This is a genomic window from Klebsiella grimontii (genome assembly GCF_900200035.1).
GTDB lineage: Bacteria > Pseudomonadota > Gammaproteobacteria > Enterobacterales > Enterobacteriaceae > Klebsiella > Klebsiella grimontii.
The window spans coordinates 144644-166889 of sequence record NZ_FZTC01000034.1 but is presented as its reverse complement, the minus strand read 5'-3'; the positions used below and the strand labels follow the sequence as shown (position 1 = coordinate 166889).

Genomic DNA, 22246 nt, shown 5'->3' with positions numbered 1-22246 from the left:
TTAATAAGCGAGTTTCCACCCAATATCATTGCAAATGAAGACTACCTTGCGGCGAATAATCGAATGCAGTTCGATGGAGAGTCCGGTCGCAGAAAAGCAAAAACCCGCCTTGTGGGCGGGTTCTTTAAATAGTGGTGCCCGGACTCGGAATCATATTCACGATTAACGTGCTGTTTGTTATTGGTTTTTTTTGGGTATGTATCTCAATCGGCGCCCCCACGAAAGCCCCCATAAAAAATCGCTTTGGTTTTGTGATGGCTATCACGAAGAATCGTTGTTTAATTGACTCACTATCCCACTCTTACGACACGCAATTTGTTCCATATCATAAATCTCACCATTGTTATGGGGCAGAGTTATTATTTTTTTATCATAGGGAGTTAACACAATTTCCGCATTTTTCCACCACGCATTCCTGCATTCTGCCTTGTAAAGTTGTTCTGGACGTTATCAGTTCATACTTTAGCCTGAACTTGTAGAACACCGATTCCGGTATTTTTTCCTGATAATAGAGAAAAGTCACTGGAGAAAATATTGTGATAAAAATCACAAAGTAAGGCAGGCTACTGGAGAAAAAGTCCGCAACGGCGAATTATCGTAGTCTGTGTACCTCAACCAGCATTTTGAAGGCTCTGCTACATGGAAGAAAACATAAGGCAGCGTACAGAAAATTATATTTCAGCAAAAAATCAGCATCCAGCCTGGATACTTCTTGCCACCCGCCGCGCCCCGCTGGTATTGGGCTGCCTGAAAACGCTGTTTGAAAAATCACATGATGGTATCCCCCTTGAGGAAGCGATTCAGTCTCTTACTGGCATTCTTGTCGCGCACGTGAGTCAGGAACAGTATGACATTAATCAGGACAACCCCTCTCTTCAGGCCAGCCGTGAACTGCGGGAATGGATTAAACGCCGTTTAATTGTCGAACGGGATGGACGTGTCTTTGCTACTGATGCGCTTGAGGTCGCGATTACGTTTGTTGAGTCGCTGGATAATCGTTTCATGACCTCTACGGCTTCCCGTTTGTCCACCGTACAGCGAGAAATTGAAAACCTGGAAACCCGGCTTAATCCTAATCCGGCAAACAGGGTTGCAACCTTACGTCGTCGTATCGCCGAGTTGGAACGTGAATTACAGGAGGCGGAAGCCGGGCATATTGAGGTGCTGGAAACGCATCAGGCGGTTGAACATATTCGAGAGGTCTTCAACTTAGCTTCCAGCCTGCGGGCTGACTTTCGCCGTGTTGAAGACTCCTGGCGCGAGGCCGACCGCGCGCTTCGGCAATCCATTATTGGTGAGCAATATCATCGCGGCGATATAGTAGAACGTCTGCTCAACGATCAGGACGCGCTGCTTAATACGCCGGAAGGAAGAGTTTTCGACAGTTTTCAGCAACAGCTACGCCAGTCAGCTGAATTGACTGCAATGAGCGAGCGGCTGCGCGTAATCCTTAGCCATCCTTCCGCTTCAGATGCGCTTAACCGCCTACAGCGCCACGATTTGCGCTGGCTGGTTAAACGCCTGGTCGATGAATCGCAGACCGTACTCCAGGCTCGCGCCCGTAGCGAGCGCGATGTCTGCGGTTTTATGAAAACCGGTCTTGCAGCTGAACACCACCGCGTTGGTCATCTGCTTAACGAATTTCTGAATCAGGCGTTAAAACTCGACTGGCAGCGCCAGATGATTCGCAAACAAGAGGTTCCGCTTCCTGCCATTGGCGTAGCGGTAACGGGCGTCCCTGCGATTGAACGTTTACGTTTTAAAGAAGTGGATGATGAAGCGGAACAAACGTTGGATCTCAGTAATCATGCGGCGGATTTGACGCAGATTGGTGATGATTTCTGGGATGCTTTCAATGGCCTCGATCGTGAGGCGTTGATTCAGCAGACGTTGCAGCTTCTGGTAAAAGAAAATCGCCCCGTTGGTCTGGCTGAACTGGCGGCGTTGTTGCCCCCGGCTCACGATCTCGAAACGTTCGCCGTATGGATTGGCATGGCGAGAGAAGTGGGCATTGAGGTTATTGATTCACAGCGTGAATTTGCTGAACTTAGTGATGGGGAAGGTCGCCGCTGGCGATTTAATCTGCCCACTACCGGTCTGGAAAGTCAGGCATTAATGGATATCGATTGGGAGTAACAGGTATGGCGGGCTTTTTTGACAGGCTGATTAACCGGGGCGTTGCTGCAAATGCAGGCAGTGAACCAGAAACATCGGACGAAGCGGTTGCCGATGAGTCGGTTGAGGAAACTGCAACTAATAATGAAACGCGAACGCTGAAAAAAATACGCGAAGCGACTCAGGAATTGCTCAAATACGGCCTTCTGGAAGAAACCAGTAAACCCAATCTGTACCGCGTCGTACTGACCCATCCTGAAGAGGTGACTCGCATTCTGGAACCTCTCGATCTGGATATCGGCATTGATGAGATCCGCGGCCTGCTGTATGTCAAAGTCAGGCTTGATGAAACGCCAGAACAGGATGAGTGGTCTCACCCTCTGGTGAGACGGCAACGGCTTAATCTGGAACAATCATTATTAGTTGCCATACTGCGCCAGCATTTTGTTGCTTGGGAGCAAGAAAGTGGAACGGGCGCCAGCCAGGCGCAGATCGTTATCGACGATCTCCTCCCTCAGCTCCAGATTTACCTTGGTGATCCAGGGAGTGAATCAAAAGAGCGTACCCGGTTGCTTACCCTGCTGGATCAATTAAAGGGACATGGGCTGGTCACGTCGCCGGATGCGCATGAGCGGATCGTGGTTCGTCCGATTATTGCTCATCTTGCCGACCCGATGAATCTTCAGGCATTACTGGCATGGCTACGGGAACAAATTACGCAACAAACTTCCCCTAATGATTCGTTAGAAAAAGAAAATAGTGAGGAGGACGCATGAATCAAATAGCGCGTCTGGCTGGAAAGGAATCTTTTATTCTCACTCGTATTGAGTTGTTCAACTGGGGCGGTTTTCATGGATTGCATCAGGCAGCCATCCATCAGGAAGGTACCGCCGTTATTGGTCCAACCGGGAGCGGAAAAACGACGCTGGTCGATGCCTTGATGACGCTACTCTGTGCCAATCCCCGCTACAACCTGGCCTCAACCGGGGGACATGAAAGCGACAGGGATCTTATCTCCTACGTGCGTGGTGTATCCGGACCCGGCGATGGCGGTGAGGGGCAATCGCATATTGCCAGACCGGGTAAAACCGTGACCGGTATTGCCGCGACGCTGGAACGCGAAGGGCAGCAGGTACGTCTGGGAGCGCTGCTGTGGTTTGATTCCACCAGTTCCAGCGTGACGGATATGAAAAGGCTTTGGCTTTTCAGCGATAACTCCGGGCAGACGCTGGAACACTGGTTGAATATCTGGCATGACGGTGGCGCACGGTCGTTGAAGCAAATGGAAAAAGAGACGACCGGGATCTGGATTTGGCTGAACAATAAAAAGCAGTATCTGGCGCGCTTGCGGGATTTCTTCGAAGTGGGGGAAAACGCATTTACGCTGTTAAACCGGGCGGCAGGGTTAAAACAGTTAAACAGCATTGATGAGATTTTCCGCGAGCTGGTGCTGGACGACCATTCTGCCTTCGATCGCGCGACGGAAGTAGCCAATAGTTTTGATGGTCTGACAGAAATTCATCAGGAGCTGGAAACGGCGCGCAAACAGCAGCAGTCCTTGCAACCTGTCGCCCTGAGTTGGGATAAGTACCAGAAGCAAGAGCGACAACTTGCTGACAGGAAGGCGCTGGAATTGCTGTTGCCCATCTGGTTTGCACAACAGGCAAGCCAGCTCTGGCAAGAAAAGATTAGCCTCCTTAACGCTGAGCTTGGTGAGGCACAAACCAGCGAAGAACAGATCCAGTCACGGCTTGAGTTGCAAAAAAAGGTGGTTAGCGACTGTATGCAGCGCTATCTCCAGGTCGGCGGCGCCAATATTGATGAACTGAACGAGCGTATCAAGGACTGGCAAAAAACGCTCGGCAGCCGAGAGACTCTGGCGCGCCAGTATCAACAGTTGACCCGCAATCTTGGCTTGCCGCCTGACCTGAGCCAACTACAGCTGGAGGCGAATCAGCATGAAGCCGGGGCCCGATGTGAGCAGCTTGCTGATGATATAAAGCTGAAGCAGGAAGAGGCGTATCAAAAAGGCGCGCTCAGCCATAGCATTACCGTAGAACTGCGCGAACGGGAAACTGAACGCGCCGAGATCGCGCGTCGTCCGGATTCTAACCTTCCCGCCCATTATCAGGCATTTCGCAGCGAGCTGGCAAAAGCGCTGAACGTTGATGAGTCTGAACTGCCTTTCGTCGCTGAACTGATTCAGGTTAAACCGGAAGAGGCGCAATGGCGCGGTGCGATTGAGCGTGCAGTTGGCAGTAATAGACTGCGTATTCTTGTTTCGCCAGAATCAGCGCCGGAAGCGCTGCGCTGGGTAAACCAGCGCAACAACCGTCTGCATGTGCGGCTACTGGAGGTCAAATTACCGCACTCTCCCGTCCGGTTTTTCGATGATGGCTTTACCCGCAAGCTGTTGTGGAAAGATCATCCGTGGCGAGAAGCTGTCAAAGCATTACTGGCAGAAAGCGACAGGCATTGTGTTGACAGTCCTGAACAACTGCGTGATACACCCCATGCTATGACGGTTCAGGGGTTAATGTCTGGTAAACAGCGTTTTTATGACAAGCAGGATCAGAAACGCCTTGATGAAGACTGGCTAACGGGATTTGATAACCGCGATCGTCTGAACTTCCTTGCCAAAGAAATTGCCGTGCTTCAGGAGCAGGTTAAAACCGCAAACAAGGCACTTGAGTTTGCGAAAGGCGAGGTGGGGCTTTTGCAAAATCAGGCCATTTCATTCCAGAAAATACAACAAATTGATTTCGATAACATCGATGTTCCCGGCGCAAAGAGCCAACTGGAAGCGCTCAAGGAGCGGCTGGAGAATCTGATCCGCCCGGATTCTGACGCCAGCGTAGCGAAAGCAAAACTTGATGAGGCTCAAACGGTTGAATTTGAACTTGATAAGCAGCTCAAAGCCGCCAATAAAGTCACTAACGGGCTGGATACAGAACTCACCTCAGCCCGGGCCACAGAACGTAAGGCCCAGCAAACCGCGCAACAAGGTATGCAGGATGAAGAGCGAGAGTTGTGCGCCTCACATTTTCCGGCGGTGACTCTGGAGCAACTGCCTGACATTCGCGATCTGGAACGTCAACATGAGCGGGGAATTCAGCAAGAAATTGAGGGCGTTAAAGGTGAACTGCATCGACTGAACATTGAGTTGACCAAACGTATGTCTGAAGCCAAACGTGTGGATACCGGGGCGCTCGTTGAGGCAGGGGCTGATTTGGACGATGTTCCTATCTATTTACAGCGTTTGCAGAAGCTGACGGAAGAAGCCCTGCCTGAAAAGCTCAACCGTTTCCTTGACTATCTGAATCGTTCGTCTGACGACGGCGTAACGCAACTGCTCAGCCATATCGATCATGAGGTGTTGGTGATTGAAGCACGACTCAGCGAACTCAATGAAACCATGTTCAGGGTCGATTTTCAGCCGGGTCGCTACCTGCGTCTGGATACCAAAAAAGTTGTCCATGAAAGCCTGCGCACGCTTGAAAAAGCACAGCGTCAGCTAAATGCTGCCCGGTTTGTTGATGATAACGGCGAGAGCCATTATAAGGCCTTACAGGTGCTGGTGGCGCAACTGCGGGATGCCTGCGAACGAAACCGTACCCTGGGGGCGAAGGCGCTGCTGGATCCCCGTTTTCGTCTGGAGTTCGCCGTATCGGTGATGGATCGTCAGAGCGGAAATGTGATTGAGTCACGTACTGGCTCGCAGGGCGGTAGCGGCGGAGAAAAAGAGATTATCGCGTCTTACGTGTTGACTGCATCACTTAGCTATGCGCTTTGTCCTGCGGGGAGCCGTTATCCGCTTTTCGGCACCATTATCCTTGATGAAGCCTTCTCCCGCAGCTCTCATGCCGTGGCGGGCAGGATCATTGCCGCGCTTAGAGAATTTGGCTTACATGCAGTATTTATCACCCCTAATAAGGAAATGCGCCTGCTGCGTGACCATACCCGGTCGGCGATTGTCGTCCATCGGCGCGGTCAGGATTCAAATATGGCATCGCTGAGCTGGGAAGAGCTTGAACAACACTACCAGCGACGGGAGAACGCGTAGAATGTATTCTCCTGATGAACTGCGTGAAAAGCTTGCCCGGCAGTGGGATAACGCCAAACTTCGGGCTGAGCGCTTACTTCCACCCGGTAACTGGCCGCTCTGTCTGCCCATTGGCAAACCTTCCGCGAAAATATTCGCAGAGCAGGCTCAGCGCGTTTTACAACACGTGCAGTTATGGCGGCAAGTCGCAGTTGGGCGTGTGGAATGGGAAGAGGTGAGTTATCGGGCGAGCGACGGGCCGGTATCAATGCCGTTACGCTGGATCATGAATGGCCCTTCTGACTGGATCAACGCAGCGGCAGATGCGACGGTGAGTCGGGAATTTCGCTTGCTGGAGAGAATTATTGAGCAGGTTGACCCTATTTTTCATCTGCTGTTGGTCAGTCATCGTTCACTCTGGCGGCACAAAAGCCCGCAGGATATCATCAGCGCCGCCAGGCTGGCCTGCCGATTAGAGCCCGGTTGCGCAAAAGGGCTGCCGTTAAGGCTGCTTTCCGGGCAAGGGGTGGATACCAAATTTATCGAGAATAATATTTCATTATTAACCCGACTGCTGGACGTGCGTTTTTCCGGCGAAGCCAGTGAGCAGGGGTTAACCACCTTTCTTGATGCTTTTGATGAGTCCAGCCACTGGGTTTTGCTTGTGCCATTATCGCCCGGATTGCTCCCTTTTAAAAAATGCCGGATAACGACGGCGGAACTGGCGGAAACGGCATTGCCCGTGTCGCGTGTTCTGGTGATTGAAAATGAGCAGTGTCTGCATCAACTTCCAGCGTTATCTGACACTATCGCGATTTTAGGGTGCGGCCTTGACGTGCAGTGGTTATCCAGCGCTGTTCTGGATGAAAAACGCGTTGCCTATTGGGGGGACATGGATAGCTGGGGGCTACTGATGCTGGCGAGAGCCAGGCGCTGTCGTCCGACGCTTGATGTTCTGCTTATGAACCGTGAGTTGTTTGAGCAATATGCCAGCCATAGCGCCGTTCCTGAGCCGGTAAAGGCACAGCAAGCAATACTCGATGGCTTGCTTGATGAAGAGTTCGATTTTTATCGCTACTTGACCCACTTGCCGCATGGTCGTCTGGAGCAGGAATTTTTGCCTGCGGGGGTGGTTGAAGAGGCGCTGGTCAGGTGGGGAAACGAGAGTTAAGTGGAGCATGCTGGCTACGGGTGGGTTGCCACGGAAAGCCGGAGTTGAAATGGCCTATGGTTTCGTTATTTGTGGAGTCAGGTCCACACATTGAATCGACACAGGTTTAACAGACACCTCAGAGTCATTTAAATAGCTTAAAGAGAGGTGCACATGAGCAGTAAGCGTTATCCTGAAGAGTTTAAAACTGAAGCAGTCAAACAGGTTGTTGATCGTGGCCATTCTGTTTCCAGTGTCGCAAAACGTCTCGATATCACTACCCACAGTCTTTATGCCTGGATAAAGAAATACGGGCCGGACTCTTCCATCAACAAAGAGTAGCTGACAGGACAAATCAAACAGTTCTGGCTGGAGTCCGGTTGCGTTTATGGCTATCGCAAGATCCATCTCGACTTGCGAGACAGCGGGAAACAATGTGGGATTAGTCGGTTAAGAATGAAGTACAGATATCTGTTTTATGGTGTTAAACATTCGGTATTTCAAATGAGTCTCTCAACCATCAAACGGCTTACTGCCTGGAGAACGCTATGATAATGCTTCAAGGATGCTTCGATGTCAGGGGGAAAAGGTAAAAGAAGAAAGTGGTCTTTTCGAGACAATTATTGACAGGGCAGATTCATTTTCAATCAAATGGGGAAGATATTCGCAATCCGGAATTCTCACCTTCGGTACTGCGGGCATGGATTTTAAGTCTCCATCATGTGTTTGGGAAGCACTCATAAAAATGCAGAGAGTGGCCTTTATGCGTACGAATACAAATTTGATGATTATGACCATGTGATAACGGACTGGTTCCCTGCACGTTACTACTGGCATGTTGAGAAGAGCTGGTTGGCCAACAGCCCGGCATGTGGGCTATGTTTTCTCTGTGTTTGCGCACCTATGCGGCTGGGTCGGGGCGATAGTCTTGAGGTCAGTTCATCACCCCCTGTGAATCAGCATACGGTGCGGGTTGCACGGTGTTGGCTTTTGCCGATGTTTTGGATCAGGCAGATTATGTATCACGCTGCCGGGATGGCCTATATCAAGCCGTTGCTCTGCGGTTGGCCGATGAGCTCGTTATTGGCGATGCATTGTCTGATGAACGGCGTCGCGTCTTGCTGACGCCAGGCCATTATCTCGGTAACTGGTCGCTTCGTCTGCATTCACTGCGAAAAAAGGTCGCATAATTACACCACAGCGCTCCCGCCCGGGGGCGTTTTATTGACATCTCTGCCCTCCTATAACAGCGCCTGATAGCGCAACATTTTCACAGGTCCTTGTTTTCCTTCAGGGCAGGTTGTGCCGAATAAATTCGTTTTAAGTATTCAACAGTGAAACTATTAGCATGATACGCGTAGGTGGGCCTTCGTAAGGCCTGGTGCTGCGAAGCTGATTCACTCCTCACAAAAGTCGATAACGGTGCTTTCAACATCATTCATTATGGACGTTCACATACTCAGCAAAATCGCATGACAATGAAAGTTCTGATCAAAAGTGGCACTGGACAGCCCATGATGTAGTGCCCTTTTAGTAAATAATCATCTGATTTCTGTTGTTTTCTGGTGTTTATCGCATTTCAATAATTGATCTAAATCATATTTTTTTGCTTTTTTTCAGTCAGAAAATGAATGGAGTGGGCCAGGTAACCAAAAAAAGCCATTTTTGTATTAAGAATTTTCCTTCAGAATTAACCACAGTCGATTTACCTGTACTGACATATTTTTTTAATAAAAAATAGCGTGCACGCTGAATGCCATTTCAGATGTTTCGCATTATACCTGACATGCATTAATTCTCTCTTCCAGAAGTGTTGCTGTTAGGATGTTTCGCGATTCTAAGATATATTTACACAAGAAAACTAATGTTTTCTGTTTTCCTTTTAATTTACATCTCTTCATTTTTATTATTAATAGCCATTTGCTATCAATGCATTCCTTTTAATCGTTTAAAACGATTGCCAATAACTATTACATTCGATAAGAATAGAGACACGAAATCATGAACGGGATTATTTAATATTTAAATTTCATTTATCTGTGGTGGTTTAGATAGCTGAAGCATGGAGAGCGATAAATGAATATTTTTCTTGTGTCTGATGATACCTATTTTTTACTGGGTATGCAGAATTTTACTGCGAACTTACCATCTGTCGGGGCTGTGACATTTTTTAATGTCAGCAAATGGGATGAAAAGCGAAATCAGCTAAATCCTGCGCCAGGAGATGTAGTATTGTTGAATGTTAGTAATATCAATTTACGCCGCAGGCTTATTCGCTTGCCTGTCATGTCGGCCTGCCGATTGGTGATAATGGTCAGACTTAACGGGATGAAACCCTTTGTTTGTAATGCTATGTTCCCTCAAATCATTGCCTGGAACACGCAGCCTAAGGAATTGATTAGCTTGTTAAAACGGATTTTGAGGCATGCATTCAACAGACATGAGATCCCTTGGCAGACCAGGGAAATATTTGATTTGCTAGCCAAGGAGTATTCTCTTCCTGATATCTCGGACAGAATGCAGATGAGTGAAAAATACATTTATGCCGTTAAGCGACGTTTGCTACATCAATTTGGATTAGGGAAATGCAATTCATCTGTTGCATCTATATTTTGCCATGAGATTCTTCATATGGATAAAAGTACTGACAAATTAAGTACCAGAATAAGGCTAGAGATTTAGCCTCATACTTCATTAACTGTTCTGGCTATCGGGCATTAGCCGTTTGCTAAGGTTAAATAATACTGTTCATGATTACCGTGCGGATAATTGTCACCGACATTTATCGCAGCCAGAGTCTGGAATGTGTTTTTTACATGGAAATATGAAATGACATTATTAAAACTTCATAAAGTGTTCTCCTCTGGATTTGTGGCAGCATCATTATGCCTGTGTTCAATTTCAGCATTTGCCGAGGGCGGTATATCCATCCAGGGGACGCGTATTGTATATCCGCAGGGAGCAAAGCAGGTCAACGTGCTGCTGAGTAATAACTCCCGAACGGACACCTTTCTGGTGCAGTCATGGGTGGATGCGGCGTCTGGCGGCAAAACAAAAGACTTTGTGGTGACACCACCGCTTTATGTCAGCAAGCCTGAGGACGGTAATAACCTGCGGGTGATGTATACCGGCGGTGAACTGCCAAAGGACAGGGAAACGCTTTATTACTTTATCGTCAAGGCCATTCCCTCTGTAGACAAAAAAGACACGGAAGGTAAGAACTCGCTGATTCTGGCTGCCGCCAACCGTATCAAGCTGTTTGTTCGCCCGGCAGGTCTGAAGCCTGAACTCCGTGAGGCACCGGCGCAGCTGACTTTTCGCCGGTCCGGAAAGACGCTGGAAATCAATAACCCCGGCCCCTATTACCTGACGCTGACGGAGATCAAGGCCGGCAGCCACAAACTGGAAAACGTCATGGTTTCGCCAAAAGGGAAAGCCAGCATACCGCTGCCGGCTGGCAGTGGCAGCAGCGTCACTTTCCGGACCATTAATGACCACGGCGCCCTGACGCCGGCACTGACAAAAAGTATTCAGTAGCGCGCAGTAAAAGCTACGCGCTGGCTGGCATGCAAATGCCGCGGAGCGCCTTTGGGGGAATGCCGGAACACGGCCGGACATGCCATAAAAACAACAAAAAGCAGACTACAGACAGCAGGGGCAGGGAAATGAAGGATATGAGGGAAGCGAAAATAAACCACGGTGCCAGCCGAACACGCCATCGCGATAAAGGGCATTTGTCTCTTTCGCATGGGCTGCGGCCGCTGGCTGTCATGGTGATGCTGGCACTGCCGGCGCTGTTACAGGCCGAAGAGTACTTTCCCGTGGGGTTAATTTCCGGGGCGGAGGACGGCGTGGCAGACCTGTCGTACCTGACGCCGGCAGGGACGCAAATGCCGGGAACCTATGAGGTGGAGATGTACCTTAACGGCACCTGGCTGGCTTCCCGCAATGTCCGGTTTGTCGCTGCCGATTCCGTACCTGCTGCAAAAACGCCGATGGCAGGCAGTATCGCTAAGGCAGATGAGCCGTCTTCGGTTGTGTCTTCAGATTTGGTTTCAGGCCAGGACATTCGGGACAAAACGGGTTTGATGGCCTGCCTGACCCCCGATGACTGGCGTGACGCAGGACTGAAGATAGATGCTATTCCTGCCCTGGCAAATGCGCCAGATGACCTGTGCATTTCTCCGGGACGTTATATTCCGCAGGCCTATACGGCATTTGACTTCACCGCAATGCGTCTTGATATCAGTATCCCTCAGGCGATGCTGAAGAACCGGCCACAGGGGTGGATACCCCCGGAACGCTGGGATGACGGTATTAATGCCCTGCTGTTGGGTTACAACCTGAACGGCAGCCACAGCAACGGAGATTACGGCAACAGCAATAACCTGTACCTGAATCTCGATAATGGTCTCAACCTCGGCCCCTGGCGCCTGCGGGACAACCGCACATGGAGTCGCTACGCCACCAGTGGCGGCGAAACCTGGAGTAAATGGGAGCGACTGAACACCTATGCAGAGCGGGCGATTATTCCTCTGCGCAGCAGATTGTTACTTGGTGAAGCTTCTACTGACGGTGACATGTTTGATGCGTTTGCCTTCCGTGGGGTGAAGCTGACCACCGATGACAGCATGTATCCGGACACGATACGCGGTTTTGCTCCTCTAGTGAAAGGTGCAGCCTTCAGCAACGCCCGGGTGACTATCCGTCAGAACGGTAACCTGGTTTACCAGACCTACGTTCCGCCAGGCGCCTTTGTTATTGATGACCTTTATCCGGTCTCCAGCGGGGGGGACCTGGATGTGACGGTGACGGAAGCGGATGGCACGGCCAGAACGTTTACGGTGCCGTACTCCTCTGTCCCGCTGCTCCAGCGTGAAGGCCGGATGCGTTACAGCGTGGCGGCAGGGCGTTTTCGCAGCAACAGCGACCAGTACGATAATCCGGCCTTTGCGGAGGGAACCCTGCAGTGGGGCCTGCCTTATAACACCACGGTCTATGGCGGCCTTCAGGGGGCAGAGAAATACCGTGCAGGAATGCTGGGTGCAGGGGTGAACCTGGGGCGCTGGGGAGCATTATCGGCGGACCTGACTCATGCCAACAGCGAACTGGCTGATGGTACTCATCATTCGGGACAGTCGTTGCGTTTTCTGTACGCCCGCTCAATGAGTTCACTGGGCACCACCTTCCGCCTGGCGGGTTACCGCTACTCGACGAAGGGGTTCCACACGCTGGATGAGACCGCGCTGAAGGGGATGTCCGGCTGGCTGTATGACTACGACACCCTGGATGCGGATGGTCGCCCGGAGCAGCGTCCGTACACGGACTACTACAACCTGTACAACAGCAAGCGCACCCGGATACAGAGCAATATTTCCCAGCGTTTCGGGTCATGGGGCTCGATGTATATCACCGGCAGCCGGCAGACTTACTGGAACAGCAGCCATTCAACGGATTCCCTGACGGCGGGATACAGCACCTCGCTGGGGCAGGCAAACCTGAACCTGTCATGGGGTTACAGCAAGGCCAGCACCCAGCCGCATTCGGACCGGATGGTTTACCTGTCCTTCTCTCTGCCGTTCAGCGCCCTGTTGCCGGGCAGTCAGAACGCGCAGGCGAGCAGAACCCGACTTTCCGGAAATATGAGTCACAGCAGCGGTGGGCGGAGCAGCTACATGGCCGGTATGAGCGGCTCTGTATTTGACGATGCCCGACTCAGCTGGAACGTCCAGGAAGGTTATGCCCGGCAGGGCGATGGTGGAAATCACGGCGGCAGCGGTAATGCCAGCGTGGATTACCGCGGTACTTACGGCAGCACGTCCCTGGGGTACAGCCACAGTCCGGGCTACCGCCAGCTGAGTTACGGTCTGAGCGGGGGCGCGGTATTGCACCGTAACGGCCTGACGCTGGGCCAGACACCGGGCACGACCAGCGTTCTGGTTGCGGTTCCCGGGGCCGCCGGCGTACCGGTCCGAAACGGTACGGGGGTACGTACCGACTGGCGGGGATATGCGTTACTGCCTTACAGCACGGAATACCGGGAGAACACCATTTCGCTGGACGCGGACAACCTGAGCGAAAACACGGAGCTGGATGCCACCACCACGCGTGTCATCCCCACACGCGGCGCGCTGGTCCGGGCGGAGTTTAAAGCCCATACGGGTGTCAGGACTCTGATGACCCTCACACATAACGGTAAACCGCTGCCGTTCGGCACGACGGTGACGGTCGGGACCAGCAGCGGCATTGTCGGTGATGAAGGTCTGGTGTACCTGTCCGGCCTCGCTCCGGAGGGAGAGCTGAAAGCGCAGTGGGGGGCGGGAGCGAACCAGCAGTGCACGGTGCGTTATCGGTTCACGGAGGCGCAGATGCAGCAGTCGCCTGTACAGATATCTGAAGTCTGCGCGCGGTAATTATGCGCGGAGGTTTCTGTTAACCGGCAGTCCTGAACGGACGGCCATCAGCAAGCAAAGTAAAGCAAAAGCAAGTCACTAATAAACAACAATGGAGAATTTTAATATGAAAGCATCATTCAACAGGAAACTGATGGCAGGACTGGTTGCGGCATCAATGGCAGCGGCTTCATGGGGCGTACTGGCGGCATCTGTCGCTACTCCGCTTTCGGTGACCTTCACGGGCGATATCAAAGATAATACCTGCGACACCGCCACTGTCTCAGGCGGTGGTACCGTGGCGTTCGGTAATATCTCGGCTTCTGACTTTGGGGCAGGGTCAGCTGCGGGTACATCTGCGATGTCAAAGGATTTCAAAATCTCTTTTGCAAACTGCGGGACACAGGCTTCAGCGGTGAAGGTGTGGTTTAGCGGTACGACCACCAATACCGTTAATGCGCTGGATAACGTGGCTGGTGCAGGTAATGCAACCGGTGTGGGTGTTCAGGTCTGGAAGGGCTCTACACATCTTAAGAGTGACGATACCTCCGCCGTCACCACGTTCACACTGACGCCGTCTGCACCAGCGGCTCAGGACCTGACACTGCAGGCCCGTGTGGTGAAAACAACGGCAGCAGCTCCGGGTCTGGGTTCACTGAACACCACCGGCACTCTGTTCGTGTCCTATCAGTAACGGGTGAGTCTGTCGGCAACAGGGGCTGAAGGAAACTGCATGGCCCTGTTGCCGGCAACTGCCACAGTAAAAACAAAATGGCCGACGCCTGTAACGCATCAGGCGGCCAGTCAGAGAAAGACTCTGGCTGTCTGAGGTTGCGTCAGGTGTGAAGGATAAAGTCGGCCTTTAACTTTAAGAACCATCAGTACAGTGTCTACGGTTTCAGGCTGCAGATATTTCGATGGAAATGGACATAAATTTAATGCCTTGAGGGGCCTATGCGATTATTGCAACATAGCGTACGCAATGCCTTGATTATCTGTATGTTACTGGTCTCTGCTTCCGCAGTAGCGGCCTCTCCCATATTGTATGTATCATATCTTTCCTACTCAAATGGAAATAGTTCGCTGAAGGGTCTCAATGTTGGGGATACAATGTCATCTGATATGACGCTAGCAGGAGTACGTTGCGGAACTTACACACCTGGAGCATCATCTTTCAAAATAACTGCCTGTACCGCAGAGCACCTTGCCGGTCTCAATGCTGTTTGTACGATTAAAGATGAACCCTATATTCCTGGTGGTATGAATGTGGATGGGTATTTTTTTGAGATTAAACACCGCCTTGTTTCCGGCGGTGAATCCGTTGACATCACTGAAGTATTAAGTCCTAGCGGTTCACTATCTCAAATACGCCCCCAAATATTTGCTAAAGAAAGCTATATTACCACCAATCTAAGTGATGACGGCCGTGATGTCATCGACGTTAAGTGTAGATACTCGGGAACATCATCTGTTCCTATGTATTATTCACTGAGCGGTGCTCAGGCAGGTGAACAGGTTACTAGTGAATTTACTGCTAAATATGTAGACGTTGCATCGTTGAACATTTCAATAGAACAACCGTCTCCGATAGTAGGGAAACTAATGACTACATTTGAGTCCCCTTTCAAAATGACAACCTATTATCCTAGCGGTCGGAAATTTCAGCTCGCCCCTAAAATAACCTGGGATGTTTCGGCTCCTTGTGACAGTTGGTCACCTACATTGCAGTTAACTGATGGAACTATACTGGGTATTCACCATGCTGACACCGGGAATTTACTCAGAAACAGTGGTGGGAAAAGTTTAACAAATATAATGACTGCCAGATTTACGCCTACTACTCTGGGAGCATTCAGTTGTACAGGCACGTTGATTGTATCCTTCGATTAATTAAAACACGGCCTCGTTTTAATACAGATATGGGATATCTGATCTGAACCGAGGCTGCTACGGGGAATCGTATCCGGCACAAAATAACTTATGGCAACAGTTATATCTTCGTTAGATATCAGGGTATTTTTATTTCAGGGTAAACGTTAACTGAATGCTGTCCTGCGCTGGTCAGGTAGAAAAAATGTCACCGACGCAGAAGGCGTTGTCCCTTGTCCGGGAGTGAGTGGGGAAGCGGCAGGTTTATTTGTAAGGAAGGGAGAAAATGTCAGCGGCGGTTAAAGATGTGCTGGCGCGGGAGCTTGAGGCGTCAGGCCTGTGGCGCCGGGCGGCAGACAGGTGGCTGGAGGTGATGTTGTCGTATGGTCTGTCAGATGCCCAGCGTGAGTGGGTCAGGCGGCGGCGGAGGCGTTGTCTGTCGGCAACGCAGCCTGTTGTAAAGGACAGGCTGAACGTGAGGGAAATCCTCAATGCGGCAAAGGCGGCGCAAACAAGGATGGGGCTGAGTCAACAGGGTGGTGCGGCATTCAGATTCAAAGGCCAGAAACGCAGGGAAAAAGTGGTCATCAATGATAGCTGCCTGGCGGAAGAAACGGACGCAGAACTTCTCATCAGCGAATATTTTCAGCAGCGGCAGGAGGCGGGGCTTTAAATGAAATGTCCAGCGGCACAGAGTGTTGAAAGTCTGTACATACTTGTGTAGTTGTCTGGTCTTGATATGTTCAATCCAATATCAAAGGCAGGTTATTTTATGGACGAGAAACAGTTGCAGGCACTGGCTAACGAACGGGTAAAACATAATAGCTTATTAAATATCAATTTGTTAATCGCTAGTTGGTCTGGTGCTGAAGCTGCGCTCAATGCTGAACTGACTCATCATCTCGGCTATAAGGAGTAACCGCCAAAACCGGGCATGGGCTCCTCCCACCACCGGCGGTGGCTCTCCGGAGCTGTGAACTCCGCGCGACCGTGACGGCACCTTTGAGCCGTAGCGGGCGAGATAAAAGGTCGTGTAATTTACAGACTACGGTGCGTCAGGAGAAAATAATAGGGTAGCAGTTTGCCAACCCGGTTGGCCGGCCAGTCGGCTACATAGCGAAGGTAGCCTTCTGGATCCTCGCTGTTCAGTTTGCGCGTCCCGATCAGGCTATACAGCAGTGCTTCCCGCTCACCACCATGTTCAGAATCGAAGAACAGGAAGTTACTGACCATCCGCAGGGCATTTTCAGCGATATTATTGGTTGTTTCGGCCCAGTCATCGTCTGCATAGTATGTCAGCGCCGGCCACGGGTTCCGGGCCTACGAGACGCCTTCGCCAGCTCAGCGTACCACGGCAGCGTTTTCATCGTTTCACGCAACCCGCTTTCCAGGGATTTCAGCAGCGGTTTCGTTTTCCGCTCGCGTTCTCGCCGATATTCCCCTTATTTCCGCCTCGATGGCGTATAGCTCGCCGATCCGTTTCAGCGCTTTCCTCATCAGCGATGACGGGATGCGGACGTGCACATTGCGGATGTTGCGGCGGGCGTGGGCCCGCATTATCCGGCCATTGCGGTACAGCTCGTTGAACCCGATATAAGCATCCACCCAGCCTGATAGCAGTGAGCGACTCAGCTCCATACCCTGGCGGGCCTATACTTCAGGCCGGTGGTACAGCGGAGTGTGCTCTGCGTAGTTTGAGGCCAGCACGTGGGGGTATCGCAGCCCTAGTCCTGTAATACCCCGCTCGATGGGCGCGAAGGTACGGAGGTCTGCATGTTGGCATTGCACTGAGCACAGGCACGCTTTTCACGTACGTCCGGATAACCCGGAAGGCGCTGACAGTCGCCAGTAGACCACAGCGGTTTTACCTGGCTGCCGCTGCGATCCCGGAAGATGAAGACATGGACGGACATCGGAGCATCTTTCAGCGCCGTCTGTATTTTGGCGGCCAGGCCGTTGAAGCCATTTCTTATATCAGTGATACCGGTACAGATTGTAACCGGGAATTCGTTCGACAAAACGCGTTGCCGTCTAATATCAGCCCTCTAAAAATAGCAGAGCGCAAATTATTGCGGGTGTCTCGCCTACAATCCCAAAATATTCCAGTAGGCCTGTTAGGAATTTGGCATCGTCAGTGTCTGAATATTGCTTGCGTAAATTGATTCTCCAGTTCTCCCCTTTATTTTTTAGTCATTTTCTTCCAGGAATTTTATATCAGAATTTTACGTTTTTATATTAATAATACTTAACTGTTTTTATCCTTATTTTATGTCAGGTAAGGTTATTGTTGACATTTATTGACAATGTTATCAGCTCGTCATTTCACAAAAGAACGGATATTCCGGCACAAAGATAATGGATATGTCGTTTTTGATAGTGTTTTGTCATGCCTGAGGGGAATTGCAAAGATGTCTCTCTTTGTTTGTGGGAAACGTAAATAAACGTCATCCTGTACAATCGGTTATAACGATCGATAACACATCAGATGATAGCTGTAATCTATTGCAGTGACTGTATCGATCGTTTTAACCAATTAAAGGATTTGAACTTTCTGTGCTAAAAATAAATTCAGTTTGCAACAGGAACGTTCGCAGGAGTTATTCCAGAAACAGGATAAACAAAGGACTGCTGTATCGATGAGATATCATATTGTATCGGATAATACATATTTCCTTATGGGCGTAAGCCATGCCGAAGAAATAAGAAAAGGTGATGTCAGTATAATAAAAATACCGCGGGATATCAGCAGGGTATCACCCTCGCCCGGCGATGTTTTTGTGCTCTATATTCCGGAATCCGGTCGAAGAAGTGAATTTATTCGCCGTTTTTCCCTGCATTTACTTCGGGTGGTTATTCTGGTCGACTCTCCTGTTTTTCGGCCAGTTAAAAAGTATTTTCCGTGGGTAATGAGTGCGGCGATTTCATTGCGGGAATTATTTTCCGTCATTCGCCTGGCTGAAATGGCCCCCGCCCGTTACCGGAAGGTGTCAGACCGGGTTACCCGGATTATCAGCCTGCTGACAGGGGGTGTGTCAGTGAGGGATGCAGCAGAAAAACTTAATGTTACCCGGGATTATGTCTACCGGGTGAGCCGGGAAGAGGTGATGCATTACGGCATACCTGACTGCAACCGGGTGTCCCTGCTTATCTGCCGGGATATAAACGAAATTTGCCGGGCAGGTGAAAGCGCCTGCAGTGAATCATAGCCAGGCCGGCGTTTATCCCCGGCGGCAACATATTATTGCCACCAGGTGCAGATGATACCGGTGGCATTAATCGCCCGACCACACAAGGCAGTGGTGGGTAGTAAGGGTTATTCAAACAACACTAAATAATGGAGTATTACAATGAAATTAAATCGTATCCTGGCTTCCCTGGTAGTGGCTTCCACTTTACTGTCTGCCGGCGCGATGGCGGCTGACGGCACCATCACCTTTAACGGCACCGTTACTGCCAGCGCCTGTACTGCGCTGACCGGAGTGTCTGTCGGTGGTGGTGCGCCGGCGGTTAACCAGACCATCAACCTGCCGTCTGTGCCGGCACCGGCACTGAATGCCGGTGCCGGTACCTATCTGGGTCATACCGCGTTCAAAATCTCCCTGACCGGCTGTGCCGCAGCAGGCTCCCTGTCCAACGTCCGTGCCATCTTCGACACGCCGTTTGCCCCGGCTACTGATGCGTATGTTGCCGGCAACACCGCGCCGTCAGCCACCGCTGCAGACGATGTGGCCGTGGCTATCCTGACGCCGGCCGGTGTGCAGATTGACATGAACGGCGGTACCGCTGTGGCGCCGGGTTACACCCTGCCGTCCACTGCCGGCGCTATCAACATGGACTTTGTCGCGGCCTATAAATCCCTCAGCACCAGTGTGACCGCGGGTACGGTTACCGGCACCGCAAACTACACCATCTCTTATTTCTGATGCATCACTGCCCCGCCCGGTTTCCGGGAGGGGCTTTTTTTTACGCACAGGATGTGCGGACAGACGCGCGTCTGTCCGGATAACAATAAAATAATATGACTGAGGCTAAAGGCATGCGCAAAACGAATCCGCCTTCACTCACCCCTGACACACAAAATTTCCGGAGAACGGCAGGTGGATGGCACCGTCCGGGGATTTTTTGTGTTTTAGGTTGCTGTCTGGCCGGGAGCGTGCCGGCCAGCTCCGATTTTGATGAGGTATTCCTGCGCCGGGATAAAGGCGGGGCCACGCCGGATGTGTTTGTCTGGCAGGACGCGGTCACGCCGGGGATGAAGCTGGTCGACATTCGCGTCAATGACAATCTGGCGGAACACACCGAAGTGCGTTTCGTGGATAACGGAAAACAGCGGGTGGCCCCGTGCCTGACCCGGGAGCAGCTGATAAGTCTCGGTATAAAAATAGCCCTGTACGATGACCGTGCCACAGCCCCGGATAAAACGTCCGCCGCAACAGACGGCGAGGCCACCTGTGAGCCGCTTGAGCAGAAAATCCCCTCATCCGCCATCGCCTATGACGCCACCCACCAGGTGCTGAGCATCACCGTGCCTCAGGAGGCCGTTGACCGGCAGCGCTTTACCATGATTTCCCCGGACGAGTGGGACCACGGCGTCCCGAGCCTGCGCACCAGTTACAACGGCTATTTTTACACCACAAAAACCAAAGGCCGGTCCGGTGACGGCTGGCGCACGGATGACACCACCGCCCGCAGCGCCTATCTCAACCTGAACACCGTGGGCTCTCTCGGGGCATGGCGTTTCTTCAGCATTGATTCGTTCTACCGCAATCCGGGTAAGGGCTGGCAGTCAAACCACGACCGTTCTTATCTGAGCCGGGATATTGCCTTCCTGCGTAGTAACCTGCAGGCCGGTGAAATCTATACCAGTACCTCAGGATATATGGTCGGGGCCATTCCCCTGACCGGCGTGTCCCTGAGTACCAGCCAGAAAATGTTGCTGGACAATCAGTTCAGCTACTCCCCGGTGGTTCGCGGAGTGGCCCGGACCAACGCCCGCCTGGTTATCCGTCAGCGCGGCAATATCATCTACAGTACCACCCTGACGCCGGGACCGTTCGCCATCGATGACCTCTACAGCGCTCAGGTGGGCGCTGACCTGGAGGTGACGGTGGAGGAGTCTGACGGTCAGGTGCAGGTATTCCATGTTCCCTATACGGCCCTGCCGAACATGATACGCCCGGGCTCTACCCGCTACAGCCTGGCAGCCGGACGTTACCGTAATCAGGGCAGCCGGGCTGAGGAGCCCTGGGTGACCACGGGCAGCCTGGAGCGGGGGTTTGAGCATTTCACGCTGAACAGTTCGGCGGTGGCGTCAGAAGATTACCAGTCCCTCTCCGCCGGTGTGGCGTGGAACTTGGGCAGTATCGGGGCATTCTCCACCGAAGCGGCCTGGGCGCGTCACCAGGAGACCTGGAACGACGGTGAGGCCAGGAACGGCTCAGCCGTCCGTTTTCTCTATGCCCGCCATTTTGACATGACCGGGACCTCCCTGCAGATTCTGGGATACCAGTATCGCTCGAAAAACTTCCTTGAGTTTCCTGAGTTCCTGTCCCGCCAGAGCCGGGACAATATCAGCGGCTACAGCTGGGGAGATTCTGAGTGGCTGCAGCGTAAGCGCAGCCGGGTGGAAATGACGCTGAACCAGAGCCTGAACAACTACGGCAGCCTCTACATGGGGATGAGCCAGGACCGCTACTACGGGACCAGCCGCAAGACGACCTCCATTACCGGGGGGGCCGGTACCACCATCGGGCCGGCCAGCGTCTCCCTGTCCCTGACCCGCACGCATGACATTCATAATTCGGACACCCAGATAGGTCTGTCCGTCAGTCTGCCGCTGGGCCGTGCAGGCGGCCGCAGCCGCGATTACGGCTCCCTGAACTACAGCCTGAGCCGCAACAGTGACAACCAGTACAGCCAGTCCCTGGGATACACCGGCAGCGCGTGGGATAACCGGGTGAACTACTCCGCAAACATGATGCGGGACACGCAGGGAAAATACAGTCAGTCCGGCACGCTGGGCTATAACGGCAGCAAGGGCAACGTGTCAGCCGGCATGAGCCACAGCAGTGGCCATAACCAGTACTCCGCCGGGATGAGCGGAGGTATCACGCTGTATGGCGGCGGCCTGGTGCTGTCACCGACGCTGGGTAATACCGTGGCCATCGTAGAGACCCCGGGTGCCTCCGGTATCAGCGTGTCCGGTGCGGGTAACACGGAGACGGATTATTTCGGACACGCGATGGTGACCTGGCTGACGCCATACCGTTACAACAACATCAGTCTGGATACCAGTCGCAGCCAGTCTTCACAAAACGTTGAATTAAAGGATTCCGCCCGCAAGGTGGTGCCCAGCGACGGCGCCGCGGTGCTGCTGAAGTTCGCGACCCGGGTGGGACGCCGGGCCATGGTGGAGATACAGAGTCCGAAAAGAATTCCGCTGGGCGCCATGATTTACCTGGAAGGCGAGAAGGAAGAAGCCGGCATTGTGGGGAACCACGGTCAGGCTTACCTGAGCGGGCTGGACGCGCGCCGGGACCAGACGCTGAAAGTGGTCTGGGGCAAACGGCAGGCAGAGCAGTGTCAGTTCACCCTGCCGGCGCTGCCGGAAGGAAAACAGGCGCCGGAAGAGTGGTACAAAAAGGTGACCGTGAACTGCCGTTAACCTCATGCCCCGGC

15 protein-coding genes and 5 pseudogenes are annotated in these 22246 nt (G+C 52.1%); 17 read left to right on the top strand and 3 right to left on the bottom strand.

Features of this window, described 5'->3' with window-relative positions:
• Positions 1-639 precede the first annotated feature (639 nt).
• The 14 genes and pseudogenes from KOSB73_RS26295 to KOSB73_RS30970 all read left to right on the top strand — a co-directional run.
• Positions 640-2136 carry a DUF3375 domain-containing protein gene (locus tag KOSB73_RS26295; protein WP_098141243.1) on the top strand — a complete coding sequence of 499 codons (1497 nt, stop codon included), beginning with the start codon at positions 640-642 and terminating at the stop codon, positions 2134-2136.
• 5 nt (positions 2137-2141) lie between these two features.
• A complete protein-coding gene (locus tag KOSB73_RS26290) occupies positions 2142-2891 on the top strand; it encodes a DUF4194 domain-containing protein (RefSeq protein WP_207762618.1) in 750 nt (249 codons plus the stop codon).
• Positions 2888-3091, top strand: a pseudogene (locus KOSB73_RS31425) (ATP-binding protein); the annotation flags it as partial. The gene KOSB73_RS26290 and the pseudogene KOSB73_RS31425, both read left to right, overlap by 4 nt.
• A 1740-nt stretch (positions 3092-4831) precedes the next feature.
• Positions 4832-6178: an SbcC/MukB-like Walker B domain-containing protein gene (locus KOSB73_RS31420; protein ID WP_322597319.1), complete on the top strand. Its 1347-nt coding sequence runs from the start codon at positions 4832-4834 to the stop codon at positions 6176-6178.
• A gap of 1 nt (position 6179) precedes the next feature.
• Positions 6180-7328 (top strand): DUF3322 domain-containing protein, encoded by a 1149-nt coding sequence (locus tag KOSB73_RS26280; protein ID WP_098141239.1) that lies wholly within the window; start codon positions 6180-6182, stop codon positions 7326-7328.
• Positions 7329-7481: 153 nt separating this feature from the next.
• A pseudogene (locus KOSB73_RS26275) lies at positions 7482-7760 on the top strand (transposase); the annotation flags it as partial.
• A 527-nt stretch (positions 7761-8287) separates the two neighbouring features.
• Positions 8288-8497, top strand: coding sequence for a hypothetical protein (locus KOSB73_RS26265; RefSeq protein ID WP_415824416.1), 210 nt, complete (start codon positions 8288-8290; stop codon positions 8495-8497).
• Positions 8498-9383: 886 nt separating this feature from the next.
• Positions 9384-9989, top strand: a complete 606-nt coding sequence (locus tag KOSB73_RS26260) for a hypothetical protein (protein WP_098141235.1) — start codon at positions 9384-9386, stop codon at positions 9987-9989.
• A gap of 147 nt (positions 9990-10136) precedes the next feature.
• Positions 10137-10844 carry a fimbria/pilus periplasmic chaperone gene (locus KOSB73_RS26255; protein ID WP_098141234.1) on the top strand — a complete coding sequence of 236 codons (708 nt, stop codon included), beginning with the start codon at positions 10137-10139 and terminating at the stop codon, positions 10842-10844.
• A 128-nt stretch (positions 10845-10972) separates the two neighbouring features.
• The gene (locus tag KOSB73_RS26250; RefSeq protein ID WP_241185105.1) at positions 10973-13720 is read left to right on the top strand and encodes a fimbria/pilus outer membrane usher protein; all 2748 of its coding nucleotides are present in this window, start codon (positions 10973-10975) and stop codon (positions 13718-13720) included.
• A gap of 106 nt (positions 13721-13826) precedes the next feature.
• On the top strand, positions 13827-14393 hold the full coding sequence (locus KOSB73_RS26245; RefSeq protein WP_165775036.1) for a fimbrial protein: 567 nt from the start codon (positions 13827-13829) through the stop codon (positions 14391-14393).
• 260 nt (positions 14394-14653) lie between these two features.
• Positions 14654-15589 carry a hypothetical protein gene (locus KOSB73_RS30745; RefSeq protein ID WP_133116584.1) on the top strand — a complete coding sequence of 312 codons (936 nt, stop codon included), beginning with the start codon at positions 14654-14656 and terminating at the stop codon, positions 15587-15589.
• Between the two features lie 265 nt (positions 15590-15854).
• Positions 15855-16241 (top strand): PerC family transcriptional regulator, encoded by a 387-nt coding sequence (locus KOSB73_RS26240; protein WP_098141230.1) that lies wholly within the window; start codon positions 15855-15857, stop codon positions 16239-16241.
• A 99-nt stretch (positions 16242-16340) separates the two neighbouring features.
• Positions 16341-16542: pseudogene (locus tag KOSB73_RS30970) on the top strand (hypothetical protein); the annotation flags it as partial.
• 64 nt (positions 16543-16606) lie between these two features.
• Here KOSB73_RS30970 and KOSB73_RS26235 read toward each other — a convergent pair.
• The 3 genes and pseudogenes from KOSB73_RS26235 to tnpB all read right to left on the bottom strand — a co-directional run.
• On the bottom strand, positions 16607-16801 hold the full coding sequence (locus KOSB73_RS26235; RefSeq protein WP_098141228.1) for a hypothetical protein: 195 nt from the start codon (positions 16799-16801) through the stop codon (positions 16607-16609).
• A gap of 15 nt (positions 16802-16816) precedes the next feature.
• A pseudogene (locus KOSB73_RS31255) lies at positions 16817-17125 on the bottom strand (IS66 family transposase); the annotation flags it as partial.
• A 284-nt stretch (positions 17126-17409) separates the two neighbouring features.
• A pseudogene (gene tnpB / locus KOSB73_RS31250) lies at positions 17410-17586 on the bottom strand (IS66 family insertion sequence element accessory protein TnpB); the annotation flags it as partial.
• Between the two features lie 555 nt (positions 17587-18141).
• Between tnpB and KOSB73_RS26220 the strand changes: the two are divergent.
• The 3 genes from KOSB73_RS26220 to KOSB73_RS26210 all read left to right on the top strand — a co-directional run bounded on the left by KOSB73_RS26220 (position 18142) and on the right by KOSB73_RS26210 (position 22232).
• Positions 18142-18774: a hypothetical protein gene (locus tag KOSB73_RS26220; protein WP_098141222.1), complete on the top strand. Its 633-nt coding sequence runs from the start codon at positions 18142-18144 to the stop codon at positions 18772-18774.
• A 141-nt stretch (positions 18775-18915) separates the two neighbouring features.
• Positions 18916-19491 carry a fimbrial protein gene (locus KOSB73_RS26215; protein WP_098141220.1) on the top strand — a complete coding sequence of 192 codons (576 nt, stop codon included), beginning with the start codon at positions 18916-18918 and terminating at the stop codon, positions 19489-19491.
• Between the two features lie 230 nt (positions 19492-19721).
• The gene (locus KOSB73_RS26210) at positions 19722-22232 is read left to right on the top strand and encodes a fimbria/pilus outer membrane usher protein (protein ID WP_165775034.1); all 2511 of its coding nucleotides are present in this window, start codon (positions 19722-19724) and stop codon (positions 22230-22232) included.
• Positions 22233-22246 lie beyond the last annotated feature (14 nt).